This window comes from Burkholderia sp. MSMB617WGS (assembly GCF_001532025.2).
Taxonomy (GTDB): domain Bacteria; phylum Pseudomonadota; class Gammaproteobacteria; order Burkholderiales; family Burkholderiaceae; genus Burkholderia; species Burkholderia savannae.
The window spans coordinates 506,119-530,373 of the sequence record NZ_CP013457.1 but is presented as its reverse complement, the minus strand read 5'-3'; the positions used below and the strand labels follow the sequence as shown (position 1 = coordinate 530,373).

19 protein-coding genes and 1 pseudogene are annotated in these 24,255 nt (G+C 59.8%); 10 read left to right on the top strand and 10 right to left on the bottom strand.

What is annotated here, in order from left to right:
• Positions 1-50: 50 nt before the first annotated feature.
• The 9 genes and pseudogenes from WT60_RS02690 (at position 51) to WT60_RS02655 (ending at position 8,796) form a co-directional block, all read left to right on the top strand.
• A complete protein-coding gene (locus tag WT60_RS02690) occupies positions 51-314 on the top strand; it encodes a hypothetical protein (protein WP_082759387.1) in 264 nt (87 codons plus the stop codon).
• A gap of 67 nt (positions 315-381) precedes the next feature.
• Positions 382-1,878 (top strand): hypothetical protein, encoded by a 1,497-nt coding sequence (locus WT60_RS02685; RefSeq protein ID WP_082759386.1) that lies wholly within the window; start codon positions 382-384, stop codon positions 1,876-1,878.
• Between the two features lie 162 nt (positions 1,879-2,040).
• Positions 2,041-2,613: a hypothetical protein gene (locus WT60_RS33360; RefSeq protein ID WP_145986714.1), complete on the top strand. Its 573-nt coding sequence runs from the start codon at positions 2,041-2,043 to the stop codon at positions 2,611-2,613.
• Between the two features lie 260 nt (positions 2,614-2,873).
• Positions 2,874-3,209 (top strand): annotated as a pseudogene (locus tag WT60_RS02680) (hypothetical protein); the annotation flags it as partial.
• Positions 3,209-3,859: a tyrosine-type recombinase/integrase gene (locus WT60_RS35020; protein WP_236860853.1), complete on the top strand. Its 651-nt coding sequence runs from the start codon at positions 3,209-3,211 to the stop codon at positions 3,857-3,859. The pseudogene WT60_RS02680 and the gene WT60_RS35020, both read left to right, overlap by 1 nt.
• Positions 3,860-4,439: 580 nt before the next feature.
• Positions 4,440-6,152, top strand: coding sequence for a TIGR04141 family sporadically distributed protein (locus WT60_RS02670; protein WP_186448556.1), 1,713 nt, complete (start codon positions 4,440-4,442; stop codon positions 6,150-6,152).
• Between the two features lie 127 nt (positions 6,153-6,279).
• The gene (locus tag WT60_RS02665; protein WP_060355946.1) at positions 6,280-6,798 is read left to right on the top strand and encodes a PAAR domain-containing protein; all 519 of its coding nucleotides are present in this window, start codon (positions 6,280-6,282) and stop codon (positions 6,796-6,798) included.
• The gene (locus tag WT60_RS02660) at positions 6,795-7,559 is read left to right on the top strand and encodes a VRR-NUC domain-containing protein (protein ID WP_082759385.1); all 765 of its coding nucleotides are present in this window, start codon (positions 6,795-6,797) and stop codon (positions 7,557-7,559) included. The genes WT60_RS02665 and WT60_RS02660 overlap by 4 nt, the downstream gene beginning before the upstream one ends.
• 22 nt (positions 7,560-7,581) lie before the next feature.
• Complete coding sequence (locus WT60_RS02655) at positions 7,582-8,796, top strand: DUF3396 domain-containing protein (RefSeq protein WP_060355945.1); 1,215 nt, start codon at positions 7,582-7,584, stop codon at positions 8,794-8,796.
• Positions 8,797-8,894: 98 nt separating this feature from the next.
• Here the strand turns inward: WT60_RS02655 and WT60_RS02650 are convergent, their stop codons facing one another.
• From WT60_RS02650 to WT60_RS02615, 8 genes are all read right to left on the bottom strand, one after another.
• A complete protein-coding gene (locus tag WT60_RS02650; RefSeq protein WP_222430146.1) occupies positions 8,895-11,540 on the bottom strand; it encodes an AAA family ATPase in 2,646 nt (881 codons plus the stop codon).
• A complete protein-coding gene (locus WT60_RS02645) occupies positions 11,537-12,664 on the bottom strand; it encodes a DNA repair exonuclease (protein WP_060355944.1) in 1,128 nt (375 codons plus the stop codon). Before WT60_RS02645 ends, WT60_RS02650 begins: the two co-directional genes overlap by 4 nt.
• Positions 12,665-12,748: 84 nt before the next feature.
• Positions 12,749-16,072 (bottom strand): type I restriction endonuclease subunit R, encoded by a 3,324-nt coding sequence (locus WT60_RS02640; protein ID WP_060355943.1) that lies wholly within the window; start codon positions 16,070-16,072, stop codon positions 12,749-12,751.
• A 56-nt stretch (positions 16,073-16,128) separates the two neighbouring features.
• Positions 16,129-17,304, bottom strand: coding sequence for a restriction endonuclease subunit S (locus WT60_RS02635; protein ID WP_082759384.1), 1,176 nt, complete (start codon positions 17,302-17,304; stop codon positions 16,129-16,131).
• The gene (locus WT60_RS02630) at positions 17,301-19,481 is read right to left on the bottom strand and encodes an N-6 DNA methylase (protein WP_060355942.1); all 2,181 of its coding nucleotides are present in this window, start codon (positions 19,479-19,481) and stop codon (positions 17,301-17,303) included. Before WT60_RS02630 ends, WT60_RS02635 begins: the two co-directional genes overlap by 4 nt.
• 45 nt (positions 19,482-19,526) lie before the next feature.
• Positions 19,527-19,811: a ribbon-helix-helix protein, CopG family gene (locus tag WT60_RS02625; protein WP_038714378.1), complete on the bottom strand. Its 285-nt coding sequence runs from the start codon at positions 19,809-19,811 to the stop codon at positions 19,527-19,529.
• A gap of 421 nt (positions 19,812-20,232) precedes the next feature.
• Complete coding sequence (locus tag WT60_RS02620) at positions 20,233-20,889, bottom strand: hypothetical protein (RefSeq protein ID WP_060355941.1); 657 nt, start codon at positions 20,887-20,889, stop codon at positions 20,233-20,235.
• Positions 20,890-20,960: 71 nt separating this feature from the next.
• Positions 20,961-22,757 (bottom strand): hypothetical protein, encoded by a 1,797-nt coding sequence (locus tag WT60_RS02615; RefSeq protein WP_060355940.1) that lies wholly within the window; start codon positions 22,755-22,757, stop codon positions 20,961-20,963.
• A gap of 187 nt (positions 22,758-22,944) precedes the next feature.
• Between WT60_RS02615 and WT60_RS02610 the strand changes: the two genes are divergently transcribed.
• A complete protein-coding gene (locus WT60_RS02610) occupies positions 22,945-23,274 on the top strand; it encodes a helix-turn-helix transcriptional regulator (RefSeq protein WP_172820412.1) in 330 nt (109 codons plus the stop codon).
• Here WT60_RS02610 and WT60_RS02605 read toward each other — a convergent pair.
• Positions 23,252-23,890 (bottom strand): hypothetical protein, encoded by a 639-nt coding sequence (locus tag WT60_RS02605; RefSeq protein ID WP_060355939.1) that lies wholly within the window; start codon positions 23,888-23,890, stop codon positions 23,252-23,254. The two genes, WT60_RS02610 and WT60_RS02605, sit on opposite strands and share 23 nt — an antisense overlap.
• Before the next feature lies 1 nt (position 23,891).
• Complete coding sequence (locus tag WT60_RS02600) at positions 23,892-24,191, bottom strand: hypothetical protein (protein ID WP_060355938.1); 300 nt, start codon at positions 24,189-24,191, stop codon at positions 23,892-23,894.
• Positions 24,192-24,255 lie beyond the last annotated feature (64 nt).

Here is a 24,255-nt window from a genome sequence, read left to right as displayed (position 1 = left end):
CACGAGCGCTGGTCTCTCGATTGGTTCTGTTGTCATCCTAAGGAGTTGGCATGAAGCAGACATTGATTGCCGTCGCGCTAGCGCTTGCCGCGACATCGGCTTATTGCGTCGACCGCAATATGGGTGGCGATGCGCAATCGTCTTTGCAAACGCCAAACGACCAAACTCAAACGACCATCTCGCGGGAACAGCCAACGCCATCGCAAAACAAACCTGCCGAGCAAGCAGGTGTTCATCGGGATTCAGGTTACTGGGTCGATTCGTGGAGCGAATTGGGCAACGGCTGGAAACAGTTCGGGGAAGCAAAGAAGTAGGTAGAGCAGGAACCGGGAAGTGATTCGGTTGTTAGGGTCGGGAGGTTAACCTAATCCGGAGTATCGTATGAACAGCGAAAAGATCAAGGTGGCGTGTGCGGCAGTATTTGCGATGGCCACGATCAGCGGGCACGCCCAGACGACGTCAAACTCGAATTCGAGTGCGCAGTCCGCGTCCAATTCCGTGTCGATTGGTCAGGGGGGCGGCTCAAGCCTCAACAACATCAACACGACAACGTCGTCGCGCGGCGGCAACGCGCAGGGAGGAGACGCTACGAGCAACAGTTCGTCGCAGGTGCGCGGCAGCGGGAATTCAAACGTTCAAGTCAGTGTGTCGTTGCCGTCAAACGGCACCAGTTCATCGCCAGCGGCGTCCCTCGCGGCCCAGGATGTGGGTACCCCAGGCTCGAGCCCGTACAACACGCAGACCACCGACAATGTGAACTATTCCGGCACGCAGACCATCAAGACGAACCCGACCATTCAGGCGCCGGGTTTAACCACGACGCTGTCGGACACGTGCATGGGGTCCCTCAGCATCGGATTGTCGCTTCCCGGGTTCGGCGCAACAGGTGGGACAACGCTGGTCGATCAGGCTTGCGTTCGTCGCCTCGACGCCCGCGAGTTTCGGGCCATGGGGCTGACGGATGTCGCGCTCGCCCTGCTATGCCAGAGCGATGCCAATCGGCGCGCTGTCGAGGCGACCGGTCATCTTTGCCCGGGCACCACGGCACCGCTCGCGCGCTCCAACGGAGCAGCCAACGTCGAAGCCATTGTAGTGGACGACGAAAAATACCGCGATCCGTTGGTGCGCCAGCGTCTAGGCTTACCACCACTCGATGTCGCGGGACACAACGCGACCGCCGCCATCACGGCCGCGCGCGTCAGCACATCGCGCGAAGCCGTTGGCGCCTCTGCGCATGTTGCGTTGCCAGTCGATTCCGCCGCGCAGATGGTCCCCGTTCTGGAGCCATCCGCAGCGCCGATCGTTTCCGCCGTGCCAGCGATGGTACCGGCACCTGCGGGGCTACCCGCATCGTTACCGACGATCACGACTGCGCCTGTCGATCCGAGCGCCTCCCTAGCCGAGCCAACGCAAGCGCCGGTTCTCCATCACACGGCCGCCGTTGAAGCAGACGCGCTCGCGACACCGCCTGTCTCGAACGCATCGGCGGCAAAGCCAGGAGATGTCGTGAAGCCGCAAGTAATGAGCACCCCGGTGCCAAATAGCACCCCGTTGCTGTCGGTCGAGCCAACTGCGGCTCAGACCCCGGTCCCTGCTCCCCTCGCCGTACCCGTGACGACCGCCGTCCAGAAAAACGAGGCATCCGACGCATCGAAACCAGGCCTCGTCGCGGAGCCCATCCCCGCGAGCGACTCTTCGTCGAACGTCGCCGCAGCGACCGATAGCGATGTGAAAGCGGCACGGCTGCCATCTGAGCCTCAGGCAGCACCCACCACCACTCCCGTGCCGAGCAGCGTGAACGAACCTACAACGGAACAAAACGCCGCACCAGCCACCGACGCATCCCCGAAAGCCGCGTCGACAAGTTCCACATCCTAAAATGTGGAATAAGCCCCGAGCCATATTCGGCGTCTTTCGCCGAAGGGGCAACCGGGTGCGCACGAAGGGGAATAGTACTTCCCATATTCCCCTCGCTTTGAGGGTGCCGGCTCCCCCTAGGCCTGCACCCCTTTTTGCCGATCAAGTCGCATGGAGACAACCATGAGGAGCGCATTGCTGATATTGGCAATCTGTAGCGGACAGGCGATCGCTCAGGTCAACTCGTCAAACCAGGTATTGTCCGTCGAACAAAGTGCGGCGAGTGCTTTCAGCATTCAGCAGACGTTCGCTATGCCGCCGCGCGCTGAAAATGCGGGATGTGTTCCGATGGTTATGATGGGCGATCCGCGCGTTATCTACATCGATCCACGGGAAGGTCACGCACCCGCGTGGCAATCTGAGCACTTCGATTCCATGCCGGCCTTCGAAGCCCGTTCATGGAGCGCACCCGATTCCGTGCGATCGGCCCAGCATCGCACCGCCAAGATGCAGGCCAAACCCTGGCCCGACGCCGACATGACGACAAAGCGCATTGCGGAGTCTTCACACGTATCGGCGTCCGAAACCGTCCGCCAATGGAATGCAAGCGCACCCGCAACGACCGAGCGCTCGACGCGCCGCGAGGTGACCGTGAACGGCAAGACGTATCGTGAATTCAATACGGATGCCTACATGAGAAACGGACAGCCTTCAGAACCATTGACGTTTGGCGTGCAAGTCATATTTTGCCGATAACAGCGAGTCGACGATTCAATATCGGACAGATCCCGAAGATACTAGCCAAGAGGAATCGGCGCGGTTGCTCGCGCCCGCAAGAACTCGCCTGATGGATCAGCCACTCTCCCAAAGTTCCGAAACCTGACCTGGCTGTTCCAGCGTCTCCCACTGGCGAAAACCGTCGACGATTAGTAAGCGCTCGACATGTACCGTCTGTTCGTGAGAGCGCGGCATAGGCAATCTATGAGTAACGCACCCATGTCCGAATTCGAGCGGGCATTCGCCGCGTGATGCTCGACGACCAGCTCCACAACGTCGACCAGTGGGGCAAGTTCGGCCCCATCTGGACGCCTGCGCCGTTCAAGCGCATGGTGAACATCCTCGAGCGCGGCGCCGACCTCGGCGCGCACCAGGTTGCAAATTTCGTCGGGCTCGCGTGGCGCGACGGCCGCCTGATCGTCAACGAGGGGCCGGACTGCTACTTCACCGAAGCCGACAAGCAGTGCCCGTATCACAACCTGACGTTCCCGAGCGGCCCGGCCAGCGACGCGCGTCGCGTCATTACGGCCTACCAGACGACGTTCAAGCAGAACGCCGCGACAATACCGCTCGTGTGTACGACCTGTTCCTGTCACGGCTCGCGGCCGTCATCGGTGATCGCGAGCTCGACACGCTCACGCCCGCTGACGTAGCGTCCATCTGGCGGGCCACGGCCGAGAAGCGTGGCGTCGTGACGGCGAACCGCACGAAGGCCGTGCTATCGCTCGTCCTGAACTGCGGCCGGCTGTGGGACATGATGACGATCGCGAACCCTTGCGCGGGCGTGCGCGGCAAGAAAGAGACTGGCCGACAGGACATCCTCATCGATGACGAGCTGTATGCGTCCGTCTACGCTGTCGCCGATGAGCCCCTCCGCAATGCGATGGATTTGGCTGACCTGTGCGCGCAACGCCCTGCGGACATCCTCGGCGTGCAACGATCGAACATCGTGAAGGGCAACCTCATCTTCCGCACGCGCAAGACCAGAGCTTTCGTCACCATTCAGATTACGGGCGAGCTGGCAAAACTGATCGAGCGTTTGCTCGCTTGGCGCGGCACAAAGGTTGATGTCTCCCCGCATCTGCTGCGTGACGAGGAAGGCTATCCTCTCACGAAGGGCCAGCTACGATCGCGGTTCGACAAAGCGCGCGAAAAGGCTGGCATCGAGAAGGCGAAATTCCAGTTCCGCGACTTGCGCGCGCGGCGTGACGCACAAAACGATTGACGAAGGATTGGAGGCTGGACAGCGCTTGGCGGGGCATAGCGGCCCCGGCATGACGGCGCGCTACGTGCGGGGCACACGCCCTGTTAAACCGTCGCGCTGATGAGTTTTGGAAACGTGAGGGGCGTTTTGGAAACGCCAAGGGGTTACGCGAACCTCACGTAACCCCTTGATTTTATTGGTGCGGCTGCAGGAATTGAATTCTTCCAGCACAACCTCGCCACACAATGCTTCCGGTAATTCGCCGATTTCTACGTGCCCCCAAATGTGCCCCCAATTCTTGGGAACACTTTGGTTCGGTTGCCCGTCTGACTTCAACGCTCTCTAACGGAAACGTGCGTAGCTGACGTCAACATCTGGCGACTGGACATCATTCTAGCGTACCGGACGGCGCTGGACGGACGAACTCGCATAGGTCTGCAACCCGCAGCGTAACGGCATGGCGGCGGCATATCGCGGAACGTATTGGCGCACAATGCGCGCAACTTGTTGACGATTCCCCCTCATTCGGAGCACTGTTTCGAAACTCCGTATCGCGCCCACTCGGCGTGATGCTGAGAAAAAGAAAATGCTTGCGGGGGCGATGATGAGAGAGCATCAAGCTAGGCGGGAACACCTTACGATATATCTCGTCAAGGATGCGAAGCTGACAGATGAGCAGATCGTCAAAACCGATCGAGCGAAGTCGCCGTACGATCTGAAAATCAGCGAAGGAGTTGCTCGCCTTTACGCCAAGAAAAGTTCGCGCCCGAAATTGCCCGATTGGGCTCCATTTCTCGTTCTCAACCAAGACGTGCCGCCCGACCTTTTCGAAGGTACCCGGTCCGAGGGGGCTGTCCTGCTAGTCCAGCATGCCGGCGCGCTTTTCGCGCTGTCGTTCGGGATGGGACACCACCTCATAAATCTGGATCTGGTCGAGCGCGACTTCGGCTTGCGCGTAACGCTCAATTCGATCGATCCACTAAAGCTGCGCAGCCTCGACAAAGCGAGCCACGAAGTCAATCCGCTGCATATACGGAGCCAGAGCGCGCGAGACGCCGACATATTCGATTTGAACATCGATCCAGAGCTCGACATGGTCCACGCAGTCACCGGAACATCAGAGGTCGCACTCTTTGGCGAACACATCAGCGGCCGCGACGCGTTGACAATCAACCCACCAGCGACTCTCGACGACCTCCCGAAGATTCTGGCCGAGGCGCTCGCCCGCCGGAACAAGCCTCTGCCCGAGCGATTCGCCTGGATTGACAATGTCCATCGAGTCCGCGATTCGACGATGATCGAATGTCTTGACGACGCGCTCACCGACGCCTTGCGATCAGATCCCCGGCCTGAAAACCTTTGGCTAGGAGAGCCGGAGATCGTGGACTGGGAAACGCAGACTGGCTACTCGTTCGACCAGCGATCGAGGACAGCGCGCCACCGTACACTGCAAATCGACCAGTTACTCGAGTACATCGCCGGGCATGGAGAAAAGCCGAGCGCGGCGCTCCTGCGGTCCATCTCGGTGCACGTAAACGATGCGAATTACCAGTCGATCAAGAGCTGGACCGCCTACCGGTGCCTATATGCGGAGCTTCCGATGGGTAAGGAGACGTTCATTCTACGCAATGGCCTATGGTTCGAAGTCAGCAGGAAGTTCGTCGACGAAATCGACACCTACTTCAAGCGGCTCGACGCCGAGCTAGCGAAGATGCCTGTTTACCAACATGCCAACGAGGGCTTATACAACGAGAGCGTCGCAAAAGAGAATGCTGGATATGACCTGCTGGACAAAAAAAACATCTCGTTCGGCAACGCCTACGACAAGATCGAATTTTGCGATCTTGTGCGCGATGGTCGCGACCTGATCCACGTGAAGTTGTACCGAAGCTCAGCGACGCTCAGCCACCTCTTCGCCCAGGGGAGCGTTTCGGCGGAGACGTTCATGCGCCATGAAGAGTTTCGGGTCAAGCTAAATGAAAAGCTCCCCACCAGTATCAGGCTCGGCGACCCTCTCACGCGCCCGAAGGCCGAGAACTATCGGATCGTCTATGCTATCGCGACTACAAAGGAGCTTCCGAAGGACCTGCCGTTCTTTTCAAAAATTACCCTCAAGAACGCAATCATCGGGTTGAACGGGCTCGGCTTTCAAGTCGTGCTTACGCGCATCGACATCCATCCTGACTTCCTGAAAACCGCAAACTACAAGCCTGCCCGCAATTCGACGGGATCAGCGAGGTCGGCAGCAATGCGGGGCCACACAGCACAGCGGCGCGACATTCAAACTCCACCCTCACCTCCACCTGCCACATAAATTTCGGTTCCTCGCGGATTTGCGGGGCCATGACTGCCGCACCCCACACAGGCCGTTCGGGGTCGCTCGGCCCCGGGAAAACCCACTGTGCTACATTCCTCCGACAAAAACAGAGAGGGCATGCAATATGGGTTTTGCGTTCATTCGCGAGGGCGACACGACCTCGCACGGCGGTCGCGTGCTTGCGTGCTCGCCGGAGAACAAGTCGGACGGCGTCCCCCTCGCGCTCTTGGGTGACAAGGTGTCGTGTCCCAAGTGTGGCGGGGTCTATCCGATCGTCGGGGTCAAGAATCTCGGCGTGACGTTCGACGGCCGGCCCGTCGCCTCGGAAGGCGATACGACCGCGTGCGGGGCAACGCTTATCGCCTCGCAAAACAATACAACGGCCGAACCAACTAGCGGTGGTTCGATAGGCGGCGGGAAAAGCGTCCTATCCGAGACGAACCCGCAAACACCTTATCGCGGGCGCTTTCAGGTGCTCGATGACATCACGCGCAAGCCCGTCGCGGGACACCCGTACACGGTCAGGTCGTCGAACGGTCGCGTGATCCAAGGCAAAACGGACGGGAACGGGTTCACAGATTGGCTTGAGGGGCATGACGCTTCGTCGCTAATGTTCAGCCATCCCGGGAGCGAGGGAGCATGAGCGACTACGGTCCGGGCTCCATGACCGGTGGGGTCTCGCCCGAAGGTCAAACGACCCCCGTAGGCATCAGCGGTCGTTTGTCGAAAAAAGATCGCATGGTTCTTTGCCAAGTGCTTTGCAAGTGCAAAAAGATCGGCGTTGCGACTCGTAACGGCCGAATCCAGCGCCAACGATGCGTTCAGCAGCGGTTGGACTTCGCGAACGAGATTTCGCAGATGGAAACCGGCGCGCCGACCGAGTACAAACCTGAACAGACCTACAACATGAAAGCGGTACCTCCGGAGCCGGTGACGGACCCGGATGACCCGCTACGCCCGCATTCTGACATCCGCCAGTGGATCAACGACTACTGGCCCGGCGGCCGCAAGAAGTACAAAGCGGGCCAAGGCAATCTTCGCCGGCCGGATGTTGTGGTCGTCAACGACCCCACGCAGCCGCCTGTCCAGGCAAACATTAAAATGGTGGTTGAATACAAGTTCCCACCGGACGATTTCTCTCGCGATCAGCGACAGGACTACATCGAAATAGCGGGCTCACAATCGAAGTTCGTGAGACTTGGTCCTGCGGAGTGCGGATGCGGTGACGACGACCAGAACGGTCAAGAATCAACCCAGCGTCAGTCGAAGTCATCGACGTCCGACCTGGACGACCTTGCCGGCCAAAGCGGCGGAAACGGCGGAAACGGCGGCACCTCCCTCCCAGGTGGCGGCGGTCTTCCGCTGCCGCCCCCGGGAAGGCTCCCTCCTGGCATATTGCCTTGACGGCGTGATGGAACGATGAGACATGAATGAAGAGCAGATGAAAGCCTGGGTCGCCGATCCGAATCGCGCAGACACACTGCCGTTCGGCTTCTACGAGCCGGCCTATCGCAAGGGAATAACCGGCGCGGCGCTAGTGGTGCGCGGCGTTGTCTACTTTCGCAACGGTCACACGCCTGCCGTGCGCGCTACACTCGTGAAGTGCTTCGAGCAGTACAACGCGACGATCACCGAATACACCCAAGCGCTGGCCCGAGCGCTCCAGGAAAAGCCGCAGAAGGATGGCCCGCTGCGCTGGTTCTACTCGGAAGGCGAGCAACCGATGCCGATCGAGAAGGCTCCAGGACTGGACACCCTGGCGACGACAGTGCCTGCAGACGAGGCGTTGGTCGTGCAAATGACGAGCGCCGACCACAAGCTTGCGACGGGTTTCTACGATTTCGGCGTGTTCACGGTAGCCGATTGGAAAGCTACTCTCTCCGGCAATCTGGACGTGCTTGACTTTACCTTCCCCCGTGCTTTCCTCGAACACCGGCCGGGGGTATTCCAGGGGTTGTTTGCTGCGTTCTGCGAAGCCCTCCCGACGATTTACGGGCACGCCGGCTTTGCGGTGAACCTGCCGCCGATGGAGCAAGAAGCAAACGAGGCGACGGAGTATTTCTTCGCTCGTCGGTACGGCCCCGGAATCGACGTTGGCGATCCGATGGGTTATAGCACGGTGAGATTGGCCGGCAAGATCAAAACCGTGGATTGGATTGTTGCCCTGAATGCGGACCTCGTGCGCGCGGCCGGAGGACCGACCTCCTGGACGTTGCCTCCCGACTGGTTCGTTCGTCAACCGTTGGGCACTGATGGTTTGATCATCCAAGCAGGTGCCGCGCCCCAATCCGGCATTTCGGACGGACCCGGCAAGTCGCCGCTGCCGCCGCCCGCGTACGTCCTGCTCAACGCAGCGCTGCGCCCGATCATCGCCAAGGACATGGACATTCTCCAGCGCGGGACGCTCGACAGTACCGCTCCGCTACTGAACACCACGGTGGCGACCGAAGCCTGGCTGAAGCGCTTCGACGTGCCAGAGGAGACGCTGAATGTCTATTGGCAAGAACTGCACAAGTGCGCAAAGGTGACGGACAGTAAAGCGGTCGTCGCCAAGCACTTGCATCGCCTTCGAACGGCAATGGGCCTTCCGCCAGCCATATCGACGAGCGGCATGGGTTACGAGAACGTGCCTAACCCTTAACGCACCGCATCGCTGACAACCGGAGCCGGGGCCGCTTAGCCCCGGCGAGCGGTCGGTTTTTGATTTCGTCCCTTTTTCCCGTCCTGACAACGCACGAATTAACCGCCTAGCAGTTCTTCAACCGCCCGGGCTGCAACACCCAAATCACGCCACTTCTCCGGGTGACAGGAGAACAGCAAGATCTGGTGTCGAGTGGCAGCGTCGAACAGGACGCGTTTCATCTGTCCGAGGCGTCCGTCGTCGCTATGCACCAGCGCATCATCAAGCATTATCAGCGTTGGGCGACCGGCCTCCTTCAAAAGGTCAGCGTAGGCAAGCCGACTGATCACGCCCATCTGCTCGCGTGCGCCGAAGCTCATGTCATGGAAGTCGCCCACCTCAGCCCCTGGTCGGTTCAACAGACGCGGCACAAAATCCTCACCAAGCTCGAGCGTTGCTTGAGGGAACAGTAACTGTACGTAGTGGTTCAGATGCCGTTGCAGCGGCGCATGCAAGCGCTGGGTCACTGCGGCTCGCTTGCGCCGGAGTAGCTCGAGCAAATAATCGAGGGCATTTGCGCGACGCTGCATTTCCGCGACGCGCCTACGCGTCTGTTCGAGATTGCGCGCGACGTCGGCGCGTTTCTCCTCAAGGCCTTGCGCACCGAGTGCTTGCAGTTCAGCCTCCAGCCGCTCGATGCGTACTCGGCGATCGTCGTAGGCTCGAGCAAGCGCCTCGGCACTTGCGCGCCAGCGCCTGATATCCTGTACTAGCACGTCGGGACGCGCAGCGCTGATCTTGGCTTCCAGCGTCTCGATCTCATCGGCATAGCGTGCGCTTTCGGCTTTGGCCTCAATGAGATCCGCCTGCGCTTTTCGCAGCCTCTCTGCGCGATCCGGTGCATCGAGTTTCGCTTGAGCGGCCTGGACTTCTCGCTGCGCTGCCTCGAATGCACTCCGCGCGTTCGCTGCAGCGATATGCGCTTGATTCAGTTCTTCGCTACGCCGTTCGAGGTCGCGTCGGGCATTTTCTTCGGCGACGTCCGCTTGATCCACGGACGGCAAACGATCCGCATCGTCCGGTCGTGCCGGCAATTGAGCCAGGCGCTTCTCGCACTCTTCCAGCCGCGCGCTGAGTGTTGCTAGCTCACTGCGGAGGGCGTCGATGCCGGCCGGCGCGAGGATTTTGAGTGTCGCCTCGCGCATCTTGGCCTCGGCTTCGTGTGCGCGATGCATCTCGCGGCGCGTCTCTGCCTCTTCGAGCGAAGATAACCCCAGGCGTTCGAGCAGCGCGGCCTGACGCTCGGCTACAGAGCGAAGCTCGCGTGCGACCTCGGCAAGATCCGAGCCGCCAGGGACAATTTCGAGACTCCCGATGCCGGGCAGAACGAGACTTGTCGGCTCCGTGATTAATGCTTCACCATCACCAGTCCATACGGCGCTCCCGATACGCAATTCGCGCCCAGGCTCAAGGCCGTATCGCAGCCGGGTCGCCGCAGTCGCCTGCCGGATTTCCAGCTCGCGGAGTTGCACCGCCTGTTTGTGCAGCGTTTTCAGGTCGTCATCGCGTAGTTCGGTCGCCGCAGCGGCCCGACGTGCGGCCAGCAAGGCCTCCTGCTCGATGTCGGCCTCGGCCAGCTTCGTCTCCGCAGTCACAATTTGCGCGCGAAGTTCATCGGCGCGAGCCACTTGGCTACGCCGATTTTCCTCTTGGCGAGCGAGACCCAACACCTTCCGCGCGACGTCAAAACTCGACTGCGCCTGCTCGTTGCGGGCTTTAGACGATGCATGCGTCGCTTCCGCTGCCGTCACTCTCGCTTGCGCCTCGTCGCGGTCCGCCTCGCGCGCGGTCAAATCGCGCTCCTGCTGATCGAACGTCTCGAGATTCGCGATCAGCAGCACTTGCCGTTGGGCGGTTTGCTCGACTTTCTCTCGAACCGCCAGCAGCGATTTTTCGACGGTGCCCACTTCATCTAGTTTGGCCTGTGCCGCGCATTCGTCCGCGCGCAATGCCTGCCATGGCTGCTCGGCACTTTCCTTCGCGTGCTCCTGCCGCAACGTCGCCAGTTGATCGACCTTGCTCCGGTAGGTTGCTACCTGGCCCTCTAAGGTTTCCAACTCCGCCGCCAAGCTCGACTCTTTTTTCCGCGCCTCGGCGTAATCACCGCGGGGCTGGCCAGTGGCCGGAGTAAGCAGTTCGTTTCGCGCGCTCTCCACACGATCCAGCACCGCGTCGCCCGAGCTACTTGCAACCTCACCCAGCGAGGCTCCGAGAGCACGCTGCAAATGTTCGGCTGCATGCGCGACTGGTGCATCGATCTCTTGGGCCGCGCCCTGCTCGATCCAAAGAAGCCCAGGGATGCCCCAATGTTCCGGGCCGCTCGAGCCGCGGCCTGCAAACCCGAAACCCAGAAGGTCGGAAAGGTGGTCTTCTGCTTGTGCGCCCTCTAGACGCTGTCCATCGATTTCCAGCTCGCAGCGCTTGCGCTGCAGGAAGCTCTTGCGCAAACGTGCGGGACGACCGCCCACGGCGAACTCGATCTCGATCGACGGCGACGCCGCACCATCGCCCCACGGGCGCAGGTGCTCGACACTGCTTGAGCGATGCCGCTCAAAAAACGCCGCGCGAATCGCCGCTGCAATGGTGCTCTTACCTGCCTCGTTCGGGCCGACGAAAAGGTTGATACCATCGGCAAGGTCTGCAATCTCCGCAGGCTGGCGAAACTTGCGCAATTGTTCAATACGCAGGCGCGAGAGCTTCATCATTGGTCCCCATTCGCGCTCGGCGCGCGTGTCTCGTCGAGGATGCCGGCGAGCAAGGCCAACGCGTCGCGCGCGACCTCGGCGTTGTCCCCATCCTCTTGTGCACGGAGATCCGCGATGACTTCGCCGAGATAGCCGTCGGCACGAAGGGCACGTAGATCGTCGTCGGTCGGCAGTAAATGCAGCTCAGATAAGTCGACGACTAAACTGCGAGTCCGCGCCTGAGTGTGGCCAATTGCGCGACTCACCGCGAGGTGGCTTTCCAGATCGACGTGCCCGCGCACCTTGAGCTGCACGACGTCGTCAGTGTCAAACGCTTCGAGTTCATGTACGAACGAGGAGACGTCGCTGGCAACCTGCAATTCGCGCTCGATGTCCCGCCAACGATATCGGCCAGTCGGGATCTGCGTAACGGTTGGCGCCGTACCGGGTGCGGCGATGTCAACCACCAGAACTTGACCCGACTCGTTGTTGCGGAAGCGATCAGTTTCTGGCGTGCCACTGTACCAAGTCCTAGCATCGATCTGTTTGGTGCCATGCCAGTCGCCGAGAGCCAGATAGTCGAGCTGCGCTACACCAGCGCGATCCGCTGCGATCGGGTTGGTCGCGTCGATGTCCTCTGCGAGAATGCCCTGCACACTGCCGTGGGCCAACCCTATGCGCGGCACGCCTTCGGACGTCGCCACAGAATCGAACCAGCGTGTAACGTCCTCGTATGTGTGGCGTTGTGTCAGCGGGGCCGGCAGAATCACAACGCTCGGATCATTCAGGATCAGGGGTTCGGGACGCAAGCAGACGTGAACGTTTTCCGGGATTGCCCTGAGCCGCGCCGCACGCGTCCAAACCGACTCGACGAGACCTGCATCGTGGTTGCCCGGGATCATGACCCATGGCCCCGCGAAACCCGCCATGACCTGAAACAGGCGCAGCACCGTGCGATCGGATACGCCCTGTGCGTCGAACACGTCGCCAGCCACGAGAACCAGATCGACGCCCTGGGAACAGGCAAGTTCCGCGATGCGCGAGACCACGTCAAATCGCGCCTCGGCCAACAAGGCCGCCTCTTCAGGATCGAATTGGCCGTAGCGCTTACCGATTTGCCAGTCGGCGGTGTGGAGCAGCTTCAACGCGTTTCTCCCTTTTCGGTGACCTTGCTAGTTTCATTCAGAGCGAGGACCTGCCACGCTCGTAGGGGACCCAGCCTTTCGCCATCAATGCAGCACCCTCGATACATCGCCTGCCGTAGCAAACAGGTGCGAAAACACTGCCTGCGACTTGCTTACGATGTCGGTCGGGGTATAGCCCAGGCCAGTCAGCTCGCTGGCCCACAGGTGGTTTTCGATCTCCAGTTTCAACTGGGCTTGCTTCGCCGCCAAGTCGCGCAGGTGGTCCATCAACAGGTGTCCCTTCTCCAGCTTGGCCAGCAACTCGGTTGCCACCTTCTTGATCGCCTCGCGTTCCTTCGGCGTCAGGGTGTCCTTCTGCAACAGATCGAACACGGCCAACTGCTGCTCGTTGTCCAACCCTTCACGCTGGAACCGCACAGCTTCTTCATCGAGGGTATCGTAGATGGCAAACAGATCGTCCATCACCTTCTGGATTTCGACCGCATCCTTGTCCCTGTTGTATCCGGCAATGATTTCCTGATAGCGCTCGTACAGCTTGATCCGCGTCGGATTCTGCTCGACCATATCTTTCAGCCGCGCTTCGATCTTCTCCATCAGGTTCATGGCGACGATGTTTTTCTGCTTGATCTGATGGAACTCGGCGCGCAGGCGATTGAAGTCAATCTTGGAAAGCTCGTATTCCTTCGTGGTCCTAGTCGGTGAGGGCTCGGTCGTTACAGCCGTATCCACCACGTCGTATAAGTCCTGCAACAGCGCCGTCACGTCCGGTGTGGCGCGGGCCGCTTGTAATTTGTTGTAGATGGCGTTGAGTGCAGCTTCCTGATCGTCGTAATTGTGGAGGCCGGGATTCGGGAACAGGCTACGATACTTGGCCTGAATATCCTGCACATGTACGCCGAAGGTCTTTCGGCGCTCGTCCGTCGATGCGAGCATATCGACGGCTTCCAGGATCTTTGCGCCCTTATCCATGCCTTTGGCCTCAATCACCTCGTCCAGATCAAAGCCCAGATCGGACAGGAACTCGGTCGCAAGACGCAGGCTCAATGCGTACTCGGCCAAGGCTTCGGCTTCGTCCTGCAAATACGCCTGCTCACTGTCACGGCCGCCGCCCCCTTCTCCACGGTCGCCTTGGGCGAACGTTGCCAGCGCCTTGCGCAGGCTTTTGATCATGCCGTTGTAGTCGATGATCAAACCGTTGGCCTTCCCACCGCCGACACGATTCACACGGGCAATGGCCTGCATCAGCGTGTGGCCCTGCATCGGTTTATCCAGATACAACGTGGCGAGGGATTTCACGTCGAAGCCGGTCAGCCACATGGCACAGACAATCGCTACGCGAAACGGATTTTCAGCCTTCTTGAACTCACGTTCCAGATCGCGATTGACGATCTTGGCACGATGCGGTGCAATATCCAGCGGCTCGCCACGATGGTTTCGCCACTTCTTGAACTCCTCAATCTCGCCTTGTTCCGGCGACACCACCACGCAGAATTCGCACTCACGCATCCACGTCAGGCGCTCACGCTTTTGCACCAGCAGCGCCGGAAACGGCTTGCCTTTCTGCAAAAACAAGGTTTCGTCGGCCACGATATCTGCTTCCAGCTTGTCGGCCTTGGCACGCCACTTGTCCGCGATCAGGTCGTGCATCTTCACGCAGGTGATCTTGTCGATGCAGACCAGCAACGCCTTGCTGTTGCCGTCTTTCACTGCATTGCGGCGCTCGGAATAGTGCTCGACGAAATCCTGCGCGACCTGATCCAGCCGGGTGGGCGCGGTGAAGATGACGTACTCGCCCGCGAGCTTCTGGTAGAGCTTGTCTTCCTTCTCATCAGTCCACGGGTCTTCCGCCGTGGCGTTCTGCCTGGCTTCGTCGATATAGTCGGCGATGCGCTCGCTCACTTTCGGGTCAATGATTCGCAGCTTCTCGCCCCGATTAATGTATTTCAGTGGCAAAGTCGCACCATCAGCCACGGCACGCTGAAAATCGTAGATCGAGACATAGTCCCCAAACACTTCGCGAGTGAGCTGCTTCTCCGCTGCCGCGATCAACGGCGTGCCGGTGAATCCAAGGAATTTGGCTCGTCGCAGACCCTTACGCATGTTAAGGGCCAACCGTCCGTACTGGGATCGGTGCGCCTCGTCGCTGATGACGATGATGTCATCGCGCTCCGAATAGGCTTCCTCCACCCGTTCATTGAACTTCTGGATCAGGCTGAATACATACCCGCGATTGCCGTCGCGCAGCATCGCGCGCAACGCGTCACCATTCTTCGCCTGATCGGTCTTGGCGTTCGCCCGTCCGCAGTTCGTATATGTACTGGCGATCTGGTCGTCCAGCTCGGTACGGTCCGTGACGATCACGAAGGTGTAGGCCGACGACAGCCTACGATGGATCTTCTCGGTCAGGAACACCATCGAATACGACTTGCCAGACCCCTGCGTGTGCCAGAACACCCCCAGTTGCCCAGCGGCCAGTTCGGCCCGTACCCTTTCATCGTCGGCGTTCAGGCGCGCGATGACACGGTTCACGCCCAGGAATTGATGGTTGCGCGCGACGACCTTGCTGGTCGCACCCTCGCTGGTGTCGAACAGGATGAAATTCTCCACGAGGTCGAGCAGCCGTTCCTTGTGCATCATGCCGTGCATCAAGCGCGGCAACTGCATCTCGGTTTTCTTTGGTTCGGGATCGTCTTCGTCAAGACGCTTCCATTGATAGAAGTGCTCGCTCATGGACGTGATACTCCCGTATCTGGCTTCCTCGCCATTGGAAATCACCACAAGCTGATTCCAGTGAAACAGGCTCTCGATGGTACCGTCCACGGCAGCTTTCTTGTCGGTGGCATCCCAGCCGCGATAGTCACGATAGTTTTTCTTGTAGGCGTCCGTGGCAGCCACATCCAGTCGCTTTAGTTCCATGAACACCAGCGGCAGGCCGTTAACGTAGCCAATGACATCCGGACGACGGGTATAGATCGGACCACGAATCCACAACTCTCGGATGACCTTGAAGTCGTTGTTATCGGCGCGGCCTTCGGTAAAGTCGATCAAAGACAGACGGCTATATACCATACGGCCGGTCTTGTCCTTGTAGTGGACCAAGACGCCGTTGCGCAACAGATCGTATTTTTCCCGATTGATGGCGACTAGCGTCTTGCTGTGATCGTGCGCCAGAACCTGTTCCAGCGCCTGTGTATAAGCGGTGTCCGGCAGACCCGGGTTAATGCGCTTGAGCGCGGCAAGCACGTCACGGGTTAGCACCACTTCGGAACGCAAGGCGCGCCCCAGCAGAGCTGCATCGCCTTCAGCTTCGTCGTAGGCGTTGATCGAAGTCCATCCAAGCTCCTCGTTGAGGATGCGAGCGGTGTCCTCCTGGATCATCTTGTCTTCGCTGTACTCCGACTTCGCCATCTCAAAATTTCCCCGTTTTTGGTTCCTCGCGGCTCTCCGCCGCAGGTCGATCGAACTTATGCCGCTTCCTGTTCCGGCATCGGGATGCTGGATACGTCGAGTTGGCCTGACATCAGTTTAGGAAGCAGCGCATCGCGGATTTTTGTCAGCACCACGTTTTGCCCTTTCAGCGTGTGGGATTGCTCGAACAATGGCCCGACTAGCTTGTCGAAAGCCGATGCAACACTTGTACTTGGCGCAAGCATAAGAAGCGAATGTGCATAGGTTCGATTTAGGCCAGGTACTGCAGAGTCACTGCTGATGAAGTTCAACTGGTGCAGCGCCAGGTACAAGTACAACGATGCAGCTTGGGGTTCGATGAAGAAAACGGTATCGATGGGAAAGCTTGGCACGTGGGAATAGAACAGGCTACCCACGTTGCCCTTGCGACCAATCACGATTGCACCCGACTCGATAAGTGCCTGATCGTGATAGCCCACGATGCCGCTCGATCCGTACACCGGGACATTCCCAATTTTGCGATCGGTTGCCTTTAGGGCCTTTCCGTAGTTCAGCGATGCAATATCGCCGAGCGGCTTGCGCCCCCACCCCTCCGGCACGCCATCGACCACCTTTACAGCCTCATGACCGCGAAAACGCAGATGCACGAACCACTCGCGGTACAAACGGTGAGCAGCCTCTTCCAACAAGGCAATGCGATGTTGATTGACGGCGATGAGGTCGTCGTAAACCGCAATCATCGCAACAACAGCGTCTTGGACCTCCCTGCTGGGATTAACGACCTCAAGATTTGATAAGGTCTTCTGGCTTACGTTTGCAATGTTCGCTCCAACGCCACCAGCCGTCAGGCGCTTCTTCGTAGCGGGATCACGCAACTGATAAGCAAAAAACGCCGGATTACTTGCCCTCTCATTCAAGAAACGCCCGCGGATACAGAATCCCGAATACCCAACTGCTTGCTCACCAATTCCCTGCATCAGCATTACTCGGCCGACCAGGTCGCGATTGCCATTTGACCTGACAAAAAGCAAGTCTCCGTCGGCGAGATAGTCGTCTGCCTTGGCCACACCCTCTGGATTGATCTCACTCAGAGAGGCGAGATCGGGGTGCAGGCGATCGCCGAAATCTCCGACGCTTATTACCTTCAGCCCGATTCCAAAGTTGTCGCGCGAGTAGTTCAACCCATTTCGGAATTCGACAATATCTCCGAAGCGCACAGTCGGCCAGCTCACGCTAACAGTTCCTCGAAATTGCGGCCGATGCTCGCGGCCAGTTCCACTGCCTTCTCGTTCAACTCGGCCAGCTCGTCATGGATGGCCCGCATCTTCTCGGCGAAATCTTCCTCATCGTCCTCCGATAAAGCAGCCACCCCCACATACCGCCCGGGCGTGAGCGAGTAATCGTTCGCAACAATCTCTGCCCGAGTCACCGCCTTGCACAGCCCCGGTACTGCAGCGAACAGGCCAGCAGGGAACCGTGACAGTAGCCAATGCCCCTGCGCGATAAAATAGCTGGACTGCTTCACAGCTTGCAGCATGCGGTCACGAATGGTGGGTTCCTCCTCCTTCTTCGCGTCAGCAGTGAGCAGTGCGCGGCGGGCTTCACGGACCGCCTTCGCATCAAACGCATCGCTCGACCGCGCGCGCAGACTTTTCTCTGCTGTATCCAGCAACTTCAACCAGAGCTTATGGCGAGCTTCCAGCAGCTTGCCCGTTGCCCTGATCTGCGGAGCCAGTTCTTCGAGCGTGGCCTGCACAGATTTTAAGTTGTCGAGCATGGAAGTGCTCGCGCCAGAAATGGCCCGACACGCATCGGCGGCGGATTTCAGCAGTGCGGCGATTGCTTCTGCCGCCGAGGAATCGGTCTGCGCCGCGGTAACATCAGCCTGATACGCTTTCAATACGTCCGGAGTGAGTACCGCATCCCCGTCCACGCCATCGTTCAATTCATCAAGCGTCGCGCCGTTCGCAAACGTGCCGAGCTTCTGTGCGAGCGCTTCGACTGCGGCGGTATCGGCGGTTATGCGTTTCGGCAATTCAGCCAGCCAGTCAGCAGCCTGTTGCTGGTACTGGGCGACCAGTGCAGTGAATTTCTCGCCCTGCCCACGGTACAACCAGACAATCGCATTCAGATTGGCAAGCTGCTCCTCGGTAAACACGTGCGAGCGCGCCGATACAACGTGATACACGCTGCGGGCATCAAGCATCAGCACGGTGTCCTGCCTCGACTGTGGCTTGCCCTTGTCGAAGAACCAGAGTGTGCATGGCAGGCTACGAGTGTAGAAGAACTTATTGCCGATAGCCACCATCACGTCGACATGGCCGGTCTTGACCAGTTGCTCGCGGATGTCTCGATCTTTGTTGCCTGCGTCGCTGGCGCTGGATGCCATGACGAACCCGGCCCGGCCCGTAGGGTTCAGGTACGAATAGAAATACTGAATCCACAGACTGTTCGCGTTGCTGATTGCACCGGTCTTGGCATTCAGCCCCGGCAGACCAAAGGGCAGGCGTCCGTTGGGCTCAGCCTGGCCCGCGATCTTCTTGGTCTCTACTCCATCCACATTGAAGGGCGGATTGGCCATGACGTAGTCGCACTCGCCCACCAGATGTTCGATCTGGTCATAGAAGGTGTTGCCTTGCCGGATGTTACTGGCGTCCAGACCATGCACAGCAAGGTTCATGCGGGCCAGCTTGGTGTTGGTGTCACTCTTCTCCTGACCGTGGAACACCACGCCGCTATCCAGCGGATTCTGGTGGCGGACATCCTCGATGAAGTGGCCGGACTGAACGAACATGCCTGCCGAGCCGCATGCTGGATCGAGCACCAGACCGTGATCCGGCTCGATGATATTGACAATCATGCGCACCAGCGAGGGCGGAGTGAAGAATTCGCCACCTTCCTGCGCGCCAGTCATCGCAAATTTGTTCAGGAAGTATTCGTAGATGCGGCCAAAAACGTCACCAGTTGCATTCCTGATAGCCTGATCGTTAAAAATCTTGATCAGGCCGGCAAGCAGGTCAGGCTCGAATGCGGTGTAGCCACGCGGCAGCGCACCAGCCAGCACGGCATGCTCAGCCTCGATCTTGTCCATTGCCGCATCAATTACTGCGCCCACGTTCTCACCTTTCGGCAGCGCGGCGATGTGCTCGAAGCGCGACTCTTCCGGCAGATAGATGGCGGCCTTGCCTTGGAAGCCGAGCTTGATCAGTTCTTCACGGCGGCTGGCAGGGGCCTGGGGGGTGATACTGGCCGTGATTTCGGGGAGATAGGCCTCGAAACGGTTGCTGGCATGGCGCAGGAAGATCAGACCCAACACCGGCATCGAGTATTCGCTGGCCGTGAGCTTGGAATTGGCGCGAAGCTGGTCTGCCGCTTCCCACAGTTTTCTTTCTAGTTGCTGGATGTTCATTCGCTGGATGTCTTGTTATCAAACGTACCGCATGCACCGGGGTGACTAACTGGACCGCGCAGCCAATAGCTGCCTGCCGCGCGCAATGATGCTTTCCGGGTCGAACTTCTTCACGCGGCCGGCAGCGACGTCGGCCAGTCCTTGGTCGATCTCAGCCTTGAGTTCGGCCAGCTCCGTGAGCATCAGTTGACGCCGGGTATTCCACTCGCGCAGTGCTTCGCGGATCACTTCGCTGGTCGATGCGTATGAGCCGTCCTCGACGGCCTGCCGAATACTCATAGCCATCTCGGGCGGCATCGTAATCGTCAGGCGTTCCAAAGCAGCGGACATGGCTAGCTCCCGATTAAATCGTTGAATCACACTTTATCATACTGACAAAAATCGCTGGGGAAGCAGATGTAAGTGATGGCACGATACCGTTCGGCGTTCATAACGCGAAGACAGTCTCGAAGAAGGCGAAGCGTCCTGCGCGGCTGAATGGTGCTGATGAGGCGACGGCCGCAGACGCGTAACGCGGGCTTGAAGCGGGTTCCGAAAAAAAGGCGCCGACCGGCGGCCCGGTCGGCAAAAGAAGTTCCGGCGAATCCGAAGGCTATGCCGGAACCGGTGCTGCACTGTACATCGAGCCTTTGCCAGCACGATCCGACAAAAAAAGAAGTGCGGCGCGGTAGAGACGCACCGTACGGTGCGTCTCACCATGTCGGCGTATTCCGGCGACGCGGGTACCGCATGGACTTCATGGGAGCGCGAATCAGCGATCCGCTTGCCAACCGTTGTCCGTTTTTGTCATTGCGATTTTGCCGTTGAAGGTTTCTTCGATTCCGTCCGCGTACTGCTCGACCTGCTCGTTGCCGTTGAAGAAATTGTCGAGCAGTGACGCGTTGACGTTGGGGCAGCTTTGCCGCATGGCGCGCTCCATAGCCGCCTTGGCTGTTCGCGGTGCATTGTTCACGAGCTGGTCGCCGCTGAGAAGCAGTGGCATGACCTTCTGGTAGTCGGCCCAACCTTCCTGATGAGCGACTTCATACGCGGCGGCATCCTGCCCGGGATTCGCCTGCATCCAAGCTTGTTGATCAGCTTTCCAGGTGTTCTCGACTTCATGCGCATGCGCGAGTTGCTTCTTCAGGTTGTCGACCTCCTGTGCGTACTTCTCACTGGCATATGCCTTGATTTCGGGCGTTGGCTTCATCGAGACTGAGTATTTAACGTCAACGAGATAGTGGTCGTCGCCCTGGGGCGTACCGTTGACCTTCTCGAAGTGGTCGATCGAAAGGTATTCGCAGCCCCCCAAGGACGCCTGGACGGCAGCCTTGGCTTCGCTCTCGGATGGGCCGCTCGAACAGGCGGAAAGCGCCGCAGCAGTCACGATTGCGAGGGTAGTCGCTGAAAGTCGGATGAGCAGTTTCATGATGTCTGGTAAGGAGGAAATCGCTCCCGGGGGAAGGGCGCCGGGAGCGAAATAGGAAGGACGCGCGTCCTTTAAGGGTTTTGTTGGATGCCGAGGCTCGCAGCCGCGGCGCGCATCGACGTTGCGATGGTGTCGGTCATCGCTGCCGGGAACTGAGCAACCGTCTGCGGCTGGTTGGCCGGCAGCATGAAGCCACCCATCAGCTTGCCGTTCATCAAACTGACGACGAGCGAACCGCCAGCGTTGATCACATTCTTGATGTCGTCATCGATCGGCACGGTCGGCGCACCAACGGACTTCGGCAGGCTGATGGTGATGACGTTGGCATTGCGCGAGTAGACCGACCAGCTGCCCGTGACCGGGAACGAGAGCGGTTCATTGTTGTAGTTGCATCCCGACTTGCCGCTTTCGACCACTTGCGCGACACCGCCCGCCTGAATGCCGAGGAGCAGGCACCCACCGGCGATGTCCGTCTGCGTTCCAACGGCCTGTTGCACCGTCGTGTAGGTCGTGTTCGGGTCGCCGAGGGTGTACAGGACCGAGCCATTGACGATCGTCGACGAGTTCACGTCCGCGCCGTTGATCCAAGGCATGCCTAGCCCTTGATTGACAAGCAACAGCCGATCGTTCGTATAGGCCGTTGTGGCAAGGTAGGCGGTCGTCCCGGAGGGAAAGGTGCCCGTCATGGCTCCGCGCACGGGATTGCGGTAGTCGATCTGCAGTGCGCTCGAGAGCGGCTGGCCGCTGACATCGATCGTCCGATAGGCGACCGTGACCGCGTCTCCCGTGTTCGGATCGGTGCCGACCAGCTTCGAACCGACCGTGGACAGGCTGTACGACGGATGCAGTTGCGCGGCCGTCAGCCAGCTCGTCCAACTGCCATCGGGCTTCATCAGGTAGGCGCCGACGCCAGCGTCATTGGATATCCAGGAACCACTGAACCCCGCGTCATAGCTGCCGACCGGCGAAGCCGCCGACCAGGCGCCGTTGCTCTGAACCTCTTGCGTAACCGAAAGTGTCGAACCGGAAAGCGTGAAGTTCTCGCGAACCGGCGAGAGCGCCGCCGAAATGCTGCTTCCAACGATGAACTGCGAAAGGTCGCCGTCGACCGTATAAAGCGGACTAGTGAGCGCCGTCGTCGCGTCGACCGGCGAGCTGTACGCCGGGTTGGCGAGCTGCGCATCGACGTCCGATTGCTGCACGCCGTTGACGGAGCCCTTCGCTCCGTATGCATTCATCGTCGCCTGCACCTGCGACCACGAGATCGGCCCCTGACCGGCGAGCGCCGTCATGTGGCTGACCATGCTGGCGGCGACTGCCGCTGTGCCGGTATCACCATTGGCGACATAATCGACGTTCGGATCGACGCTGCTGCCAGCGAGGTTCTGCACGGCTGTGGTCGCATCCGCCTGCGACTTCCCCGCCTTCATCTGTGAGACGACCATCGTCGTGAGCGGCGTGATGTTCTGCGTGGTGCCGGAGACGACCGCCGACATCGTGAAGGTGCTCGTGAACTTGTTGCCACCGTCCGTCGTGTTCGAGGTGACGAGTACGTCGAGCTGCTTGCCAGTCATGTCGCCCGACACCTTGAGCGTGTAATTGCCGTTTGCATCGGTGGTAGTCGAAGGCTGGCTTGTGTCGCACGCACCTTGGCCGTTGTCGAGGCAGACAGTCGCACCCGAGAGGTACCCGTCAATCGCCTTGCCCGACAACTGGGAAGTCGACGCGGTCGTCGACCCTGATGAGGCGCCTCCACCGCCTCCACCGCCACCCCCGCCACCCCCGCCACACGCAGCGAGCAGGGTAAGCGAGCCGAGAGACACGCAGAGCGGGATTCGAATTCCCCGGGTAGGACGTTTGTTGTTCATTCTTCGTGGTTCCTTTCAAATTGTGATTGTCGTGTTTACTCGACAAAGTCGAGCGCGAGCCGGCCTGGGCTGCGCGCCCTCGAACCGCTATATCGGCTCGAACTGGAAAAAATGAAGAGTAAACACTGCGTTAATTGACGAGTTTACAACGTCGAGAATCAGTCTACGGGCGGGCATCCTGCACGCCATGACTGCCAAGCGCTCAACCCCGTCCCCCGCCCCGCCGGCCCCGATCTCGATTGCTCTCGGCAAGCGGATCAAGCAATGCCGACATGAAGCGGAGAAATCGCAGGAGACGCTCGCCTTCGAGGCGCACGTCGATCGCACCTATATTTCGGCGATTGAGCGCGGCATCGCCAATCCGTCCGTCGAGACGCTGGCGAACATCTGCTACGCGTTGAACGTAACGCTCGCGGAGCTCTTCGCCCCGCTGGACGGCGTGTCGCTCAAGCCCACGGGCGAACGGCGCGCGAACGCGGCGACGCCCCCGGAAATCAAGCGTCAACGGTTGCGCTAACCCGAGGCCGCATCGACACCGCGCCGCCGAAGGTAACGGCCAGTTGGGAACAGGAGGAGCGGTAGCGCACTGACCCCGGTCCGTAAACGTCGAGCCGGGCGTTGTGCCCAGCCATGCCGGGTTCGTGGCCCGCCGGATCGGCAAGCAACAGTGCATGCGGCGTGAAAGTGCGCCGCTCCTGTCGCCCTTCGATGCCGACTGCCAGGGCTGTATGCCACCGGACCGGCCGTCGCTGCCGCCAACCGACAATGACCGGTCGCCCGAGCGAGAGTTCGCCTGCAACGAAGTGCAGCACGTCGGACGCCGATCCCGATCGGATGAGCGGCTGCACGCCCAGGTTCAGCTCGGCGACAAAGCTCGCGAGCTCCGAAAGCGTCAGGCCGTGCAGGTAGTGAGGCCAGGCGTGATCCCATACCGTGCGCTCGTTACCGCTCGCGTGATACGGAAGCCCGACCGGATCGGCGAGCTTGTCGAGCAGGGCAAGCCCCATCGCGACACAATGCAGGGTGCTGCCGCCGTCCCAATGTCCCTGCCGGCTGAACAGCGGCGTCCCGAACCTGGCGATCGCCAACTGCTGGCCAAGCTTGATGCCGGGATGAAATTTCTGGATCAGCATGTCAATAATCGCCCGGTAGCAGGAACGTCGTGGCGGAGCGGTCCCACTCCGTCATCACCCAAACGGTTTGCCCGCCAGGCAGGACGTAACTGGACAGAATCCGTTGCTCGGTCTCAACCGCGATCTCGTTCTGCTGGCGATCGGATTCGGCCAGGTCGCCGAAATCGCCGCGAACATGACGACACAACAAATCGACGATCGAGATTTTCGCGTTGGCGAGGACTGCTACAGCGGCAGGCGTGGCGAGGATTCGGCCGAGCCTGAAGCGCGGGCCGGCGTGACGAGACGAAAGCGGGCTCACGATGAAGGTCTCCAGGAAAATGGGCGAGCACGAGCCTCCGGCAGAACCGGATGCGAGGTCGCGA